This window comes from Pseudohaliea rubra DSM 19751 (assembly GCF_000764025.1).
GTDB classification, from domain to species: domain Bacteria; phylum Pseudomonadota; class Gammaproteobacteria; order Pseudomonadales; family Halieaceae; genus Pseudohaliea; species Pseudohaliea rubra.
Genome location: NZ_KN234750.1, coordinates 59,218 through 74,191 on the forward strand (window position 1 = coordinate 59,218; position 14,974 = coordinate 74,191).

The 14,974-nt window shown below is 65.9% G+C and carries 15 protein-coding genes; 8 read left to right on the top strand and 7 right to left on the bottom strand.

What is annotated here, in order from left to right; translation table 11 throughout:
• The first annotated feature begins 299 nt into the window (after positions 1–299).
• From iscR to HRUBRA_RS03925, 8 genes are read left to right on the top strand one after another with little or no spacing between them, the layout of a single operon-like run.
• Positions 300–788 (top strand): Fe-S cluster assembly transcriptional regulator IscR, encoded by a 489-nt coding sequence (gene iscR, locus HRUBRA_RS03890; RefSeq protein ID WP_035514684.1) that lies wholly within the window; start codon positions 300–302, stop codon positions 786–788.
• A gap of 33 nt (positions 789–821) precedes the next feature.
• Positions 822–2,261 carry a Fe-S cluster assembly protein SufB gene (sufB, locus tag HRUBRA_RS03895; protein ID WP_035514685.1) on the top strand — a complete coding sequence of 480 codons (1,440 nt, stop codon included), beginning with the start codon at positions 822–824 and terminating at the stop codon, positions 2,259–2,261.
• A gap of 60 nt (positions 2,262–2,321) precedes the next feature.
• On the top strand, positions 2,322–3,071 hold the full coding sequence (sufC, locus tag HRUBRA_RS03900) for a Fe-S cluster assembly ATPase SufC (RefSeq protein ID WP_035514688.1): 750 nt from the start codon (positions 2,322–2,324) through the stop codon (positions 3,069–3,071).
• Entirely contained in the window at positions 3,071–4,372 is a 1,302-nt protein-coding gene (sufD, locus tag HRUBRA_RS03905; protein ID WP_035514689.1) for a Fe-S cluster assembly protein SufD, read from the top strand. The genes sufC and sufD overlap by 1 nt, the downstream gene beginning before the upstream one ends.
• On the top strand, positions 4,369–5,613 hold the full coding sequence (locus HRUBRA_RS03910) for a SufS family cysteine desulfurase (protein ID WP_035514691.1): 1,245 nt from the start codon (positions 4,369–4,371) through the stop codon (positions 5,611–5,613). Before sufD ends, HRUBRA_RS03910 begins: the two co-directional genes overlap by 4 nt.
• An 11-nt stretch (positions 5,614–5,624) precedes the next feature.
• A complete protein-coding gene (locus HRUBRA_RS03915; protein WP_035514693.1) occupies positions 5,625–5,981 on the top strand; it encodes a HesB/IscA family protein in 357 nt (118 codons plus the stop codon).
• Positions 5,982–5,985: 4 nt separating this feature from the next.
• A complete protein-coding gene (gene sufT, locus HRUBRA_RS03920) occupies positions 5,986–6,528 on the top strand; it encodes a putative Fe-S cluster assembly protein SufT (RefSeq protein WP_052094350.1) in 543 nt (180 codons plus the stop codon).
• Positions 6,529–6,547: 19 nt separating this feature from the next.
• On the top strand, positions 6,548–6,988 hold the full coding sequence (locus HRUBRA_RS03925) for a SufE family protein (RefSeq protein WP_035514695.1): 441 nt from the start codon (positions 6,548–6,550) through the stop codon (positions 6,986–6,988).
• Positions 6,989–7,280: 292 nt separating this feature from the next.
• Here HRUBRA_RS03925 and HRUBRA_RS03930 read toward each other — a convergent pair whose 3' ends face one another.
• The 7 genes from HRUBRA_RS03930 to HRUBRA_RS03960 all read right to left on the bottom strand — a co-directional run bounded on the left by HRUBRA_RS03930 (position 7,281) and on the right by HRUBRA_RS03960 (position 14,973).
• Entirely contained in the window at positions 7,281–7,733 is a 453-nt protein-coding gene (locus HRUBRA_RS03930; RefSeq protein ID WP_035514697.1) for an Hsp20 family protein, read from the bottom strand.
• A 189-nt stretch (positions 7,734–7,922) separates the two neighbouring features.
• A complete protein-coding gene (purT, locus tag HRUBRA_RS03935) occupies positions 7,923–9,113 on the bottom strand; it encodes a formate-dependent phosphoribosylglycinamide formyltransferase (protein ID WP_035514699.1) in 1,191 nt (396 codons plus the stop codon).
• Positions 9,114–9,124: 11 nt separating this feature from the next.
• Positions 9,125–10,606 (bottom strand): 1-hydroxycarotenoid 3,4-desaturase CrtD, encoded by a 1,482-nt coding sequence (gene crtD, locus HRUBRA_RS03940; protein WP_035514701.1) that lies wholly within the window; start codon positions 10,604–10,606, stop codon positions 9,125–9,127.
• A gap of 10 nt (positions 10,607–10,616) precedes the next feature.
• Positions 10,617–11,471 carry a class I SAM-dependent methyltransferase gene (locus HRUBRA_RS03945; protein WP_035514702.1) on the bottom strand — a complete coding sequence of 285 codons (855 nt, stop codon included), beginning with the start codon at positions 11,469–11,471 and terminating at the stop codon, positions 10,617–10,619.
• Positions 11,472–11,567: 96 nt separating this feature from the next.
• A complete protein-coding gene (locus tag HRUBRA_RS03950; protein WP_035514704.1) occupies positions 11,568–13,151 on the bottom strand; it encodes an ABC transporter ATP-binding protein in 1,584 nt (527 codons plus the stop codon).
• Positions 13,152–13,156: 5 nt separating this feature from the next.
• Complete coding sequence (locus HRUBRA_RS03955; RefSeq protein WP_035514706.1) at positions 13,157–14,041, bottom strand: ABC transporter permease; 885 nt, start codon at positions 14,039–14,041, stop codon at positions 13,157–13,159.
• Positions 14,038–14,973, bottom strand: coding sequence for an ABC transporter permease (locus HRUBRA_RS03960; protein ID WP_035514708.1), 936 nt, complete (start codon positions 14,971–14,973; stop codon positions 14,038–14,040). The genes HRUBRA_RS03955 and HRUBRA_RS03960 overlap by 4 nt, the downstream gene beginning before the upstream one ends.
• Between the last annotated feature and the right edge of the window lies 1 nt (position 14,974).

Here is a 14,974-nt window from a genome sequence, read left to right on the forward strand (position 1 = left end):
CCGGGACGCTCCCCGATACACGCTTTGTGGGGGCACCCGACCGCACCCGTCCCTACCGCCCGGGTAATTTGACCGTGTTGAGAGTTGGCATAGCGGCAGGGGCGAGGGCGGGATACTGCTCTCAGTCGCTCCCCGTTACACGCTTTGTGAGAGCAGTATCCCGCCCTCGCCCCGGAATCAGCGCAGTATCTTTTCCGGCCGCCTTTACTTGACTTTTGCGAAGGGTCTTATAGTTGACTAAAATACTAGGGAAAGGGATACTCCTGCGCTCACGCTGAACGCAGGGACGGACGGCAGCCATGCGATTGACAACGAAAGGCCGCTACGCGGTCACTGCGATGCTCGACCTCGCCATCAACCAGCAGCGGGGTCCGATCCGGCTGGCGGCGATCTCGGATCGGCAGGGCATTTCTCTGTCCTACCTTGAGCAACTCTTTGCGCACCTGCGGCGTCGCGATCTCGTCAAGAGTGTTCGCGGTCCCGGTGGTGGCTATCAGTTGCGGCGGGATGCGGATTCCATCAGCATCGCCGAGGTCATTGCCGCGGTGAATGAGGATACCGATGCGACGCGCTGCGGCGGCAAGGGCGGTTGCCAGGACGGTGATACCTGCCTCACGCACCACCTTTGGATGGATCTGTCAGACCGGATCCGTGATTTCCTCCAGGACATCAGCCTTGGTGACCTGGTAGGTCGCCATGAAATCCGCGAAATCTCCTTGGCCCAGCAGCGTCGCAGCAGCGAGCGCACCGGGGAGGAAGACAGCAGCCTGCTCATCGGGCGCGCCTGAGCCGGAAGCGCATACAATAGAGGGGTAAGCACCATGTCCCAGCAAGTTATCGACGACCGTATCGGCAAGGAGTATGCGGCTGGCTTCGTGACCGACATCGAGTCGAGCACGCTGCCGCCGGGTCTTGACGAAGACGTCATCCGCTTCATTTCTGCAAAGAAGAACGAGCCTGAATGGCTTCTTGAGTGGCGCCTCGAGGCCTACCGGAGCTGGCTGGAGATGGCCACGCCGGAATGGGCCCACGTGCATTATCCGCCCATCGATTACAGCGCCATTTCCTACTTTTCGGCGCCGAAGAGCTTCGAGGACAAGCCGAAGAGCCTCGATGAGGTCGATCCGGAACTCCTCGAGGTATACGAAAAGCTCGGCATTCCCCTGCACGAGCAGGAAATGCTCGCGGGCGTGGCCGTGGATGCCGTCTTCGACTCCGTATCCGTGGGCACAACCTTCCGCGGCAAGCTCGCTGAAGCCGGGGTTATCTTCTGTTCTATCTCCGAAGCGGTCCACGAGTATCCGGAGCTGGTGAAGAAGTACCTCGGCTCCGTGGTGCCGCGGCGCGATAATTTCTACGCGGCGCTGAACAGCGCGGTGTTTACCGACGGCTCCTTCGTGTACATCCCCAAGGGCGTACGCTGCCCCATGGAGCTGTCGACCTACTTCCGCATCAACGAGGCCAACACCGGTCAGTTCGAGCGCACGCTCATCGTTGCCGACGAGGGCAGCCACGTGAGCTATCTCGAGGGCTGTACCGCCCCCATGCGCGACGAGAACCAGCTGCATGCGGCGGTGGTCGAGCTGGTGGCACTGGATGACGCCGAGATCAAGTACTCCACGGTACAGAACTGGTACCCCGGCGATGCCGAGGGCCGCGGAGGTATCTACAACTTTGTCACCAAGCGCGGCGTCGCCCACACCAACGCCAAGATCTCCTGGACCCAGGTGGAAACGGGCTCCGCAGTGACCTGGAAGTACCCCAGCTGTGTGCTCCGCGGTGACAACAGCGTTGGTGAGTTCTACTCCGTGGCTCTTACGAACAACATGCAGCAGGCCGACACGGGCACCAAGATGATCCACCTGGGCAGGAACACCCGCTCGACGATCATCTCCAAGGGTATTTCCGCCGGCCGCAGCTCCAACGCCTATCGCGGCCTGGTGCGCATGAGCCCGCGAGCCGAGGGCGCGCGCAACTACACCCAGTGCGATTCGCTGCTTATCGGCGACGCCTGTGCGGCGCATACCTTCCCCTATATCGAGAGCCGGAACCCCTCGGCGGTAGTGGAGCACGAGGCGACGACCTCCAAGGTAAGCGACGACCAGCTCTACTTGTGCCAGCAGCGCGGTCTGGACGCCGAAAAAGCCGTGTCCATGATCGTAAACGGGTTCTGCAAGGAAGTATTCCGCGAGCTCCCCATGGAGTTCGCCGTGGAGGCCGGCAAGCTCCTCGAGGTGAGTCTCGAGGGCTCCGTGGGCTGAGGCCCCGGCAGCCGGACAGGGAACAGGGCGGCCTCCGAGGCCGCAGAACGGAGAGACCAGATGCTGACCATCGACAACCTGCACGCCCGCGTGGAGGGCAAGGACATCCTCAAGGGACTGTCCCTTACAATTCCCCCGGGGGAGGTGCACGCCATCATGGGCCCGAACGGCTCCGGCAAGAGCACCCTTGGCCACGTTCTGGCCGGCCGCCCGGGCTATGAGGTGACCGCGGGCACTGTCACCTTCGACGGCAGAGACCTGCTCGCCATGGATACGGAAGAGCGCGCCCGCGCCGGCGTATTCCTCGCCTTCCAGTACCCGGTAGAGATTCCCGGTGTGAGCAACATGGAGTTCCTCAAGGCCAGCGTCGATGCGGTGCGCGAGCACCGGGGGGAGGAATCCCTGGACGCCGTCACCTTCATGAAGAAGGCGCGCGCTGCCTGCAAAACGGCGAATCTGGACCAGACGTTCCTGAAGCGCGGCGTCAATGAGGGCTTCTCCGGCGGCGAGAAAAAGCGTAACGAGCTGCTGCAGATGCTGCTCCTCGAGCCCACCCTCGGTATCCTCGACGAGACCGACAGCGGCCTCGATATCGACGCGCTTCAGGTCGTTGCCGAGGGCGTGAACAGTATGCGTGGTGCCGACCGCAGCTTCATCCTCGTCACCCACTACCAGCGCCTGCTCGACTACATTCAGCCGGACCGGGTACACGTGCTGGCCGGCGGACGCATTGTGCGCAGCGGGGATGCATCGCTCGCCCTGCACCTCGAAGACAAGGGCTACGCCTGGCTGGATGATGAGGTCGCCTGATGGGCAGCATGCATGAAACCCTCGCCGCGGGGGCCGCCGCGGCACCGGCCTGGCTCACGCCGGCCCGCGATGCGGCGCGGCAGGCCTGGAAGACAACGCCCCTGCCGACGCGCAAGACCGAGCAGTGGAAGTACACCAGCATCGCCCCGCTGGAGCAGGACTTCGGGCCCGGCCAGCCGGTCGCGCTCGACCGGGCTGCCGTAGACGGGCTGCTGCCGGACATCGGTGCCCTGCGCCTGGTTTTTGTGAACGGGCATTTCGCGCCGGCCCTGTCCAGCGACAAGCTGCCCGAGGGGCTTGAGCTGGTGCGTTTCGCCGAAGCCGACGACAGCCAGGCCGCGCGTATCCGTGAGCACCTGGGCAGTGCCCTGCCGGCGGGCGGTCATCCCTTTGCCACGCTCAATGGCGCCGCGCTTGGCGACGGCCTGTTCCTCGCCGTGGCGCCCGGCGCCAGTATTCACGAACCCCTGCAGCTGGCCTGGCTGACCGCCGGCGATGGCGAGCCGTTCACGGTTACCCCGCGTCTGCTGCTCCTTGCCGGTGAAAACAGCTGTCTGTCGGTGGTCGAGCATTTTGCCGATGCCGGCGGCAGTGCCCCGAGCTTCAGCAATGCGGTCACGGAGCTGCTGCTGGCCCCCGGCGCCACCGTCAATCACTACCGGCTTAACCTGGAGCAGGGCCACGCGCTGCACATCGGCGGCGTGCACGCGCGCCTCGACCGGGACGCCACGCTGAACAGCTTCTGCCTCGGTCTCGGTGCCGATCTGAAGCGCCTCGATCTGGTCGTGAACCTGGCCGGTCCCGGCGCCCATGCGGAGCTTGATGGCATCTATCTTCCCCGCGGCGACGAGCACGTGGACTACCACACCTGCCTCGAGCATGCGGTACCCCATTGCACGTCTCTGGAGACCTTCCGGGGCGTGATCGGCGATCGCGCCCGGGCCGTGTTCAATGGCCGCATCCACATCCATCCGCAGGCTCAGAAGACCCGGGCGGAATTGTCGAACAAAAACCTCCTGACCAGCGCCGACGCCGAGGTGAACAGCAAGCCGGAGCTGGAGATTTATGCCGACGACGTCCAGTGTGCGCACGGGGCGACGGTCGCACAGCTCGATACGCTGGCTCTGCACTACCTGCGCAGCCGCGGCGTTTCCCGGGCGGAGGCTGAGGTCATGCTCAGCTTCGGTTTTGTCAATGAAGTGCTCGAGAGTGCGCGCCTGGAGCCCCTGCGCGACGCGCTGCGCCCGCTGCTGGCGAGCCGCTTCGCCCGCGACCCCTCCCTCATGAGGCACCTGGCGTGAATCAACCGCAGAGCATCGTCGTCGAGTTCGACGCGGCGGACGTGCGCCGCGACTTCCCCATCCTTGCGCAGGAGATCAACGGTCATCCGCTGGTCTACCTCGACAATGCGGCAACGACGCAGAAGCCGGAGGTGGTCATCGAAGCCATCGCCGACTACTACCGCAGCGACAACGCCAATGTGCACCGCGGTGTGCACACGCTGAGTGACCGGGCCACACAGAAGTTCGAAGCCGCCCGGGAATCCGTTGCACGCTTTCTGGGCGTCAGCGACAGTCGCGAGGTGCTCTGGACCCGGGGCACCACGGAGTCTATCAATCTCGTCGCCTACAGCTGGGCCCGGCAGCAGCTGCGCACCGGGGACCGGATTCTGGTGCCCTGGCTCGAGCACCACTCGGATATCGTGCCCTGGCAGCTTGCCGCGCAGGCCACCGGTGCCGAGGTGGTGCCGGTGCCGGTGACGGACCGGGGCGAGATTGATCTCGATGCCTTCGACGAGTTGCTCGACGACCGCGTGCGCCTGGTGGCGGTGAATCACGTCTCCAATGCCCTCGGCACGATCAATCCGGTGGAGGAGATCGCCCGCCGCGCGAGAGCCGCAGGCGCCCTGGTGCTCGTCGACGGGGCCCAGGCCGTGGGCCATTTCCCCGTCAACGTCGAGGCCCTTGGCTGCGACTTCTACACGTTCTCCGGCCACAAGCTCTTCGGCCCCACGGGCATCGGTGTGCTCTGGGGCCGGGGGGAGCTGCTCGACGCCATGCCGCCCTTCCTTGGCGGTGGTGAGATGATTGAGCGCGTGAGCTTCGCGGGCTCAACCTTCAATGCGCTTCCGTTCAAGTTCGAGGCAGGTACGCCGCATATTGCCGGGGCTATTGGCCTTGCCGCTGCCATCGATTACCTGAGCGGCGTGGATCGCGCTGCGGCGGCAGCGCACGAAGAGACGCTCCTGGCCGAGACCATCGCCCGCACGGCGGACATTCCGGGCCTGCGGCGTATCGGCGCGCCGACCCGGAGTGCGGGCATCTTCAGTTTCGTGATGGACGGCTGTCATCCGTCGGACCTCGGCATGCTCCTCGACGAGCAGGGCATTGCCGTGCGCACCGGGCATCATTGCGCCCAACCGCTCATGGAGCGCCTTGCAGTGCCCGGGACGGTGCGGGCATCCTATTCCATGTACAACACGCTGGAGGATGTCGAGGCCCTGGTGGCCGGCATCCGCAAGGCGCATACGCTGTTCAGCTAGGAGGTATTGCGATGACTGTCGAGACTTTCGACATGCACGGTCAGCCGGTGTCCGTGACCCCGGCGGCGGCGGAGCACTTCCGGTCCAGTCTCGAGGCGAAGGGGCTGCCGGCGGTGCGCATCAGCGTGCGCGAGAGCGGCTGCACGGGCTTTAAGTATGTGATGGAGGAAGTGACGTCGGCGGAGGATGGCGATGTAACCGTCAACCTCGAGAACGGCATCGAGCTCTATCTCGAGGAAGCGGCGGTGGAGTTCCTGCGCGGTACACAGATCGATTTCGAACGCGAGGGGGTTAACCGCACCCTCAAATTCCGCAATCCGAACGTCGTGGCCGAGTGCGGCTGCGGCGAGAGCTTCAGCGTCGAATAGCGTCGTGTCTTCCCAGGAACGCACGGTACTGACCACAAACCGGGATTGCCCGGGGCGCCTTGTGCCCGTGGGTGACCCGGTGACGATTCCGGCACACACGTTTGTCACCCTCACGCAGTCCCTCGGCGGCAATTACACGGTTGTCTACAACGGCAACATGGTGCGTGTGGACGGCACAGATGCGGATGCTCTGGGCTTCGAGCCCATGGCGCTGGACTTCGAGCCCCCTTCGGACGGCCGCATCAGCGAAGAACAGGTCTGGGAAGCGCTGCACACCGTCTTCGATCCGGAAATCCCGGTGGATCTCGTCAACCTGGGTCTGATCTACAAGGTCGATATCGACCAGGCGTCGGGCCAGGTGGGTATCGCCATGACCCTTACAGCACCCGGTTGCGGTATGGGTCCAGTGCTCGTCGGCGATGTGGAGTACCGGGTACGACAGGTGCCTCATGTGCGCGCGGTGACCGTGGAGCTGGTCTTCGATCCGCCCTGGCATCGCGACATGATGTCCGAGGAAGCCCAGCTTGAAACGGGCATGTTCTACTAGTGCCTGGCACGAGATTTTTATGAGCGACAGCGCCCCCGCGAATCCTTTCGGCGAAGCCATCACCAGCGACGATATCGTCGACAGCCTCGGCTTCTTCGACAGCTGGGAGGATCGCTACCGCTATATTATCGACCTCGGCAGGGAACTGCCGGTGCTGCCGGAGGCGCTGCACACGGAGGATCGCCTCGTGCGCGGCTGCCAGAGCCAGGTCTGGATGGATATCACGGAGAAGGACGGCCGGCTGCAGCTGGCCGTCGACTCGGACGCGTTCATCGTGAAGGGACTGCTCGGTGTGGTCCTCGCCGCTTACAACAACCGCACGCCCGAAGAGATTCTCGCCTTCGATATCGACGGCTACTTCGAGGCGCTCGAACTGCTTCGCCACCTCTCGCCGACCCGGGGCAACGGGCTGCGTGCCATGGTCGCGCGTATTCGCGAGGCCGCTGATAGCGCAGCCTGAGGTCGAGCTGTCGCGGAAAGCTGCGACACACCAGGAAAACTCATCGTCGATTTCCGGGGCAGGTGCTGGAGGATGCCCCCAGTCGCTCCCCGATACACGCTTGGTGGGGGCACCCTCCCGCAGCCGGCCCGGGGCATTGCGATGTATGAGTCTCGGGGAGCGTTCCCGAAGGGTAAGGCCGGGGACATCCTCCGCCATCTGCCCCGGAAAGCTACTATGAACCCAAAAAAGGCGCCAGCCCGCACGGACTGGCGCCTTTCGATCCGCCGCTGCTTTCGCAGCGGCATGCGCCTCAGGCGGCGTCCTGCTGCTCCAGCAGATCGCTGCCGTTGCCGATGGCGATGCGGCGGGGCTTTATGGCCTCCGGGATCTCGCGCTTCAGCTCGACGTGGAGCAGGCCGTTCTCGAGGCGGGCCGATTCCACGCGAACGTGCTCGGCGAGCTGGAACTTGCGCTCGAAGTTCCGTTCGGCGATGCCCTGGTACAGGTACTCACGCTGGTCGTCCCGGGCCTTCTGGCGACCGGCGATCACCAGCGTGTTCTGCTCCGTGGTGATCTCCAGGTCCTCCTCGGCGAAGCCGGCGACGGCCATGGTGATGCGGTACTGGTTTTCCTCCACCAGCTCGATGTTGTACGGCGGATAGCTGGGTTTGCCGTCGCGGGCAAGGTTGTCCAGCAGGGACGCCATGCGATCGAAGCCGATCGCTGACTGGTAGAGCGGGGTAAAATCGATGGTGCTACGCATTGTCATATCCTCCAAAGAAGCAATATCAGTTCGCGGGCCTCATCGAGCACCCGCGTAGAGGATATGGGGGGGCAGTGTCCGGCTTTCAAGGCTGATCGCCGCTTTCCGGAACGGGTAGCTCTGGAGGCGCCCTGAGTGGTGCGAAGGCCCTCTTGCAAGGTCCCTGCTTCCCCGACCCCGGGGCGGCGGTCAGCTGTCGCCGAAACTGACCGCGACGGTTGCCGCCACCTGTCTGGCCTTGTCCCGGGCGGCGTCGATGGAGGGCGCGCGGGCGAGGGCAACGCCCAGGCGCCGGCGCCCGGCGATGGCCGGCTTGCCGAACAGGCGCAGGTCTGTCTGCGGTGCGGCGAGGGCGCTGTCCAGGCTGCCGTAGCGTATATCCTGGCTGTCGCCTGTGGGCAGGATCACCGCTGACGCCGCGGGCCCGCGCTGCTCGATGGCGGGAATGGGCAGGCCGAGGATGGCCCTGGCGTGGAGGGCGAACTCGGAGAGATCCTGGGATACCAGCGTAACCATGCCGGTATCGTGCGGGCGCGGCGACAGCTCGCTGAAAAAGACATGATCGCCGCTGACGAAGAACTCGACCCCGAAGAGCCCGTAGCCGCCAAGGGCGCCGGTGACCTGCTCGGCAATCACGCGGCAGGCTTTTTCGGCTGCGGGCGCCATGGGATGCGGTTGCCAGGATTCCCGGTAGTCGCCATCTTCCTGGCGGTGGCCGATCGGGGCACAGAAGCTTGTGCCGTCCCGGTGCCGCACCGTAAGCAGGGTAATTTCGTAGTCGAATTCAACGAAGCCCTCGACGATGACCCGGCCGGCGCCGGCGCGTCCGCCGGCCTGTGCGGTGGCCCAGGCCGCCGGCGCATCGGCCGGTGTCTTGACGGTGCTCTGGCCTTTCCCGGACGAACTCATCACGGGCTTCACCACGCAGGGTGTACCGATTTCAGCGATTGCGGCGTGGAACTCCGCCTCGGACCCGGCGAAGCGGTAGGGTGAGGTCGGTACCCCCAGCTCTTCCGCCGCCAGCCGGCGGATACCCTCCCGGTTCATGGTGAGCTGCGTGGCGCGGGCCGTGGGCACAATCTGATAGCCCTCGGCTTCGAGTTCGGCCAGCGTAGCGGTGGCGATGGCCTCGATTTCCGGTACCACCAGCTGCGGCTGCTCCGCCTCGATTACCCGGCGCAGCGCGTCTCCATCGAGCATGGAGAGCACGTGGCTGCGATCGGCGACCTGCATGGCCGGCGCATTGGCATAGCGGTCGCAGGCAATCACCTCGCAGCCCAGGCGCTTGAGCTCGATGACCACTTCCTTGCCGAGTTCGCCGGCACCGCAGAGCAGCACGCGGGTTGCCGAAGGCGTGAAGGGCGTACCGATGGTTGTCATGGGGAGGTCCTTTAGTCGTTGAGGAGAGCCTGCGCAGCGAGGCGGCCGGAGAGGGCGGCCATGGGTACGCCGGCGCCGGGGTGGGCACTGCCGCCGGCGAGGTAAAGCCCGCGGACCCGGCTCCGGGCTGCGGGGCGTGCGAAGCTCGCCAGCGGTCCGTGGGAGGCGCGACCATAGAGTGCGCCGCCGGAGCCCGGGAACAGGGCCTCAAAATCCTGCGGGCGGGTGACGCGGCAGTCCTCGCCGCCGAGCGCGAGAGACAGGCCGCAGCGCTCCAGGAGGCCCGTGACCCGCTGCTGCAACTCGGCAAGCAGGTCGTCACTCACCCCGCCGCGGTCGCCATCGGCGGGGGCGTTGACCAGCAGCAACATGCGCTCCCGGTCCTCGCCCGCTGCCGGCCAGGGCCCCCGATCCTGGGCGCAGAGGTAGACTGTTGGCGTCGCCGTAATCGTCCGGTCGCGAAAGATCGCCTTGAACTCGGCAGGGTAATTGCAGCCGAAGAACACGTTGTGGAAGTCCAGCGGGAAGCCTTCGGGCCTGCCCGCCAGGCACCAGGTCACCGCAGAAAGACTGCGCCGGTGCGCGTCGACGGGTCGCGTTGCGCGCAGTGCGGCGTTCCCGAGCAGGCCGCGGCCGAGGGCCGAGGCGTCGCCGTTGAACACGACCCGTTCCGCCGGCAGGCGCTCGCCCCCGACGAGGGTAACGCTTGTGACCGCGCCACCATGTACCTCGATCCGCTCGGCTTCAGTCTCGAAGCGATAGCGGACCCCGAGGGACTCGCCCACATCCTTCAGCGCATGCGCGAGCGCCTGCATGCCGCCGCGCAGCAGCCAGACACCGTCCTGCTCCACATGAGCGACCAGCATCAGGGTGGCCGGTGCAGCGAGGGGTGAGGAACCGACGTAGGTGGCATAGCGTCCGAAGAGCTGGCGCAGCCGAGGGTCCGTGAAGTGCTCGCCGAGCACGCCCCAGAGCGATTTGAAGGGTTGGATACGGAACATGGCCGGGAGCCGGTGCAGGCCCACGCGGCCGACGAGGCTCAACGGGTTCGGGCGCTGGGCGTCGATAAAGCTGTCACGCAGCGTTGCATAGACGTCTGCCGAGCGCTCGCAGAAATCAAGATAGCCCTGGGCGTTCTGTGCGTCGGCGAAGGCCTCGATGGCGGCAGCCGAGCGCTCCTTGTCCGCCCACAGGTCGAGGCGGCTGCCGTCTTCCCAGCCATGGCGTGCCAGCCGCTCCGGTGCATGCAGCGCGAGGTGTTCCTCGAGCGTCGTGCCGGCGCCCGCGAGCAGGCCGTCGAAGACCCAGCGCATGGTGAACACCGTGGGCCCGGCGTCTACGCCGAGGCCGGCCACCTGGATGCGCCGCATCTTGCCGCCCGGCGCCGCGCCCCGCTCCACCACGGTGACCGCGCGCCCGGCGCGAGCGAGGTCGATGGCGGCCGCAAGGCCTCCGACCCCGGCGCCGATGATGACGACCCCCTGTTCAGCCATGGCGCCGGACTCAGTCGCCGCGCCGGGCGGTGACGAACCAGGTCGCCCCGGGAAGGCTGATGCGTCCGTCGCTGAAATAGGCCGTAAGTGCGTTCGCCGCGCTGTCGTACACTCGCTGGCGGACGGCCTCGTTCTCCTCGGCAAGCAGGCGGCCTACGGGCCCGATATTGAGCATCTCCCGCGTCGTCTGCGCCAGGTCGCCGCCGCTGCCCCAGCCCATGGTCACGTCGCGATGCTCGATGGTCACCGCGGTGAAGCCGGCCTCGCTGAGGATGCGGGCCAGCCGCTCCCGGTCTGCGAAGGCAAAGGGCCCCGGGGCGTGTGGCTCCGGCGCCGGGGGCGGGGGCAGATGCTCCAGCGCCGCCTTGAGCGGCAGAGCGACCCAGGGGTTGTCTTGCAGGCGCTGCCAGCAGCAGAACGCCATCGTGCCCCCGGGGGCCAGCGCCCGGTGCAGGTTGCTAAAGGCCCCGACCGGCTCATCGAAGAACATGACGCCGAAGCGGGAAAAGAGAAAGTCCCAGCTGCCGGCTTCGAAGGGGTACTCGGAAGCATCCGCCTGGAGGAAGTCCATCGCTACGGGCAATTCCCCGGCTTCGGCAAGGCGCTGCGCCGCCACGGCGAGCAGCGGTGCGGATACATCCACGCCGAGAACGCGGGAGCCTGCGCGGAGGCGTTCGGCGAGCATCAGCGTCTCGCTGCCGCCACCGCAGCCGATATCGAGGACGCTGGACGCTCCGGCGGGATCGCAGTGCTCGAGAAGCGCCCGTGCGATGGGACCGAGCATGGCAGCCATCATGTCATCCTTCTCGGCCCACTTGCGCCCGGCGTCACCGTTCCAGTAGGCGATCTGTTCTTCATTGCTCATCGTGTGAGGCTCCTGTTCATGTCGGCGGCAACGCTGGCATTGGCGCCCGGAGTGAAAAAATGCGTCCTGTGTCTCGTCGATGCGGTGCATCGACCCTCAGGCCAGCAGGCCGCGCCCGGGGATGCTGTCGAGCAGCCGCCGGGTGTAATCCTCCTGCGGCGCCTCAAAGAGCTGCTGGCCGGTGCCTTCTTCGACGATTTCGCCGCGGAAAAGAACGATGATCCGATCGGCGATGTGCCGCACCACGGCCAGATCGTGAGAGATAAACAGCATGGTCAACCCGTACTCCTTGCCGAGCTCAAGCATCAGGTCGAGAATCTGCGCCTGGATGGTCACGTCGAGGGCGGATACGGGCTCGTCGGCGACGACAAAGTCCGGCCGGGTCGCGAGGGCGCGGCCGATGGCGATGCGCTGGCGCTGGCCCCCGGAGAACTCGTGCGGGTATTTGCGCACGAAAGCCCGGGCCAGGCCGACGTCGTCCATGAGCTTCAGTACCTTTTCCTCGACGCTGCGTCTGTTGGCGATGCGATGCAGGAGCAGGGGTTCTGCCAGCGTGTCGTACACCGTCATTCGCGGGTTCAGGGACGCGAAAGGGTCCTGGAAGATCATCTGCATGCGCCGGCGCATGGCCTTCAGTGCCCTGCCTTCGAGGCCGGTCAACTCGGTGCCGTCGAAGCAGATACTGCCGCCGGTGACCGGCGCCAGACGCAGGAGCGAGCGGCCGATGGTGGACTTGCCGCTGCCGGACTCGCCGACCAGGCCGAGGACCTCGCCCCGGCGCGCGCTGAAGCTGACGTCGTTCACGGCCTTTACGGGTGCCGCCGGGTCACCGAACCAGGTGCGCAACCGTTGTACGTCCACGAGGACATCGCCGTTCGCCTCCGGGGCCGGTCTGCTGCCGGCAGGAATGGCCGCCAGCAGCTTCCGCGTGTATGGATGCTCGGCCCCGTGGAAAATCTTCTGCCGGTTCCCGTGCTCGACAATCCGGCCCTTTTCCATCACCGCGATCTGATCGGCGATGTCGGCGACCACGGCGAGGTCGTGGCTGATGAAGATCACGCCGATATCGTGCTTTTTCTGCAGGTCGGCCAGCAGGCGGAGGATCTGCGCCTGGATAGTGACATCGAGGGCCGTGGTGGGCTCGTCGGCGATCAGCAGTTTGGGCTCATTGATGAGCGCCATGGCGATCATCACCCGCTGGCGCATGCCGCCGGAGAACTCGTGCGGGTAGTTGTCGATGGTCGTCGCCGGGTCGCGGATGCCGACCTCCTCCAGGAGCTCGAGGGCCCGCTTCCGGGCTTCATCCTTGCTTACGCGCTGGTGGTAGACCAGGGGCTCGATGAGCTGCTCGCCGATACGCAGGTAGGGATTCAAACAGGTCATGGGATCCTGGAAGACCATGGCGATATCGCGGCCACGCACCTCGCGCAGCTCTCGCTCACTCATGGCCAGAAGGTCCCGATCCTCGAACAGGGCGCGGCCGCCGTCGATGCGCCCCGGGGGCATGGGCACGAGCCCCAGCAGGCTGTAGCAGGCCACGGACTTGCCGGAGCCGGATTCGCCGATGATGGCAGTGATCTGCCCCTTCTCCACGGTGAAGCTGATGCCATCCACGGCGCGGGTGACCCCGGCGCGGCCTACAAAGCTGACCTTCAGGTCGTCGACGCTGAGCAGGGCCACGGCGCTCAGTCCTTCGCCCCGCGCACGTCCAGCGCATCGCGCAGGCCGTCGCCGAGGAAATTCAGGGAGAACAGGGTGAGGGTCAGCGCCGCACCGGGGAAGATGAGCAGCCAGGGATACTCCTCCATGGTCTCGGCACCGTAGGAGATGAGCAGGCCCCAGGACGTCTGCGGCGGCTGGATACCGAGGCCCAGGAAGGACAGGAACGCCTCGAGGAGCATGACCTGGGGGATCGTCAGCGTGGTGTAGACAATGATGGGCCCGAGGGCGTTGGGCACCAGATGCCGGCGGATGATCGTGGTCGTCGGCAGGCCGATGGAGATCGCCGCCTCCACAAACTCCTGCTGGCGCAGGCTCTGCACCTGGCCGCGCATGATCCGCGCCATGGTCAACCATTCCACGGCGCCGATGGCGAGGAACAGGAGCAGCACGTTGCGGCCGAAGACAACCATGAGCAGGACGATGAAAATCATGAAGGGCAGCGCATAGAGGATGTCCACCAGGCGCATCATGACCGCGTCGACCTTGCCGCCGGCATAGCCGGCGATGGCGCCCCAGGTCACGCCGATGAGAAGGGCCACGGCCGTGGCCACAAAACCGACGGCCAGGGAGATGCGGCCGCCATAGAGGATCTGCGTCAGCATGTCGCGGCCGAAGACGTCCGTGCCCAGCCAGTGGGCTGCGGAGGGTGGCGTCGCACCGAGGTCCAGATCCTGCGCGTCGTAGGCGTAAGGGGCGATCCAGGGGGTGAGCAGGGCGAGCACGATGAGGGTCGCCATGACGACCAGTCCGAACACCGCCAGCCGGTTGCGGCGCAGCCGCACCCAGGCATCCTGCCAGAGAGATGTGCCGGCCTCGGCATACTCGAGGGTGGACGCGACGTCGCTCATCGCGAGCTCCCGAACTGGTGCCGCAGCCTCGGATTAAGCCAGGCGGCGAGGATATCCGAGGCCAGGTTGAACAGCACGATGAGCGTGGACAGAAACACCGTGGTGCCAAGAATCATGGTGTAGTCCCGGTTGAAGGCCGCCTGTACGTAGAAGCGGCCGAGGCCGGGGATCTGGAAGATGGTCTCTACCACGAAGGAGCCGGCGAGCAGGCCGGCGAAGGCCGGGCCGAGAAAGGCGACGACCGGGATCAGACCGCCGCGCAGGGCGTGTTTTACCACCACCTGCCACTCCGGCAGGCCCTTGGCCCGGGCCGTGCGGATATAGTCCTGGTTCAGCACCTCGAGCATGCCGGCTCGCGACAGGCGGGCAATATAGGCCGCGTAGGCGGCCCCGAGGGTGATGCTCGGCAGCAGCTTGTCGCCGGGGATATCCCCCCAGCCGGAGACCGGCAGCCACTCCAGGTGAATACCGAAGACCAGCACCAGCAGCGGCCCGAGCAGGAAGGTGGGCATGCAGATGCCGATCATGGCCGCGGCCATGGGCAGGTAATCCTGCGCTGTATTGGGCTTCAGGGATGCGAAGATACCGGCGCTGCCGCCAATGAGCACCGCTACCAGCAGCGCATAGAGGCCGAGCTCGGCGGTGACCGGCAGTCCCGCGGCAATCAGCTCGTTGACGCTGCGTCCGGGGTACTTGAAGGAAGGGCCGAGGTCGCCCTGGGCCAGGTCGCCGAGGTAGGCCGTGTACTGCTGCAGCAGCGGCAGATCGAGGCGGTACTGGCGTTCCAGCGCGGCTTTTACCTCCGGAATGACTGCCTTTTCGCTGTCGAAGGGACCGCCGGGAGCGACGCGGACGAGGAAGAAGGTCACGGTGATCACGGCGAGGATCACAGGGATCGCCTGCAGGAGGCGGAGCGCGATAAAGCGCTCCATG

Bases quoted from the DNA above. Each gene is read 5' to 3' on its own strand.
- iscR (WP_035514684.1), top strand. From the start codon at position 300: ATGCGATTGACAACGAAAGGCCGCTACGCGGTCACTGCGATGCTCGAC.
- sufB (WP_035514685.1), top strand. From the start codon at position 822: ATGTCCCAGCAAGTTATCGACGACCGTATCGGCAAGGAGTATGCGGCT.
- sufD (WP_035514689.1), top strand. From the start codon at position 3,071: ATGGGCAGCATGCATGAAACCCTCGCCGCGGGGGCCGCCGCGGCACCG.
- crtD (WP_035514701.1), bottom strand. From the start codon at position 10,606: ATGGCTGAACAGGGGGTCGTCATCATCGGCGCCGGGGTCGGAGGCCTT.
- sufC (WP_035514688.1), top strand. From the start codon at position 2,322: ATGCTGACCATCGACAACCTGCACGCCCGCGTGGAGGGCAAGGACATC.
- purT (WP_035514699.1), bottom strand. From the start codon at position 9,113: ATGACAACCATCGGTACGCCCTTCACGCCTTCGGCAACCCGCGTGCTG.
- HRUBRA_RS03955 (WP_035514706.1), bottom strand. From the start codon at position 14,041: ATGAGCGACGTCGCGTCCACCCTCGAGTATGCCGAGGCCGGCACATCT.
- HRUBRA_RS03925 (WP_035514695.1), top strand. From the start codon at position 6,548: ATGAGCGACAGCGCCCCCGCGAATCCTTTCGGCGAAGCCATCACCAGC.
- HRUBRA_RS03915 (WP_035514693.1), top strand. From the start codon at position 5,625: ATGACTGTCGAGACTTTCGACATGCACGGTCAGCCGGTGTCCGTGACC.
- HRUBRA_RS03930 (WP_035514697.1), bottom strand. From the start codon at position 7,733: ATGCGTAGCACCATCGATTTTACCCCGCTCTACCAGTCAGCGATCGGC.
- HRUBRA_RS03945 (WP_035514702.1), bottom strand. From the start codon at position 11,471: ATGAGCAATGAAGAACAGATCGCCTACTGGAACGGTGACGCCGGGCGC.
- HRUBRA_RS03960 (WP_035514708.1), bottom strand. From the start codon at position 14,973: ATGGAGCGCTTTATCGCGCTCCGCCTCCTGCAGGCGATCCCTGTGATC.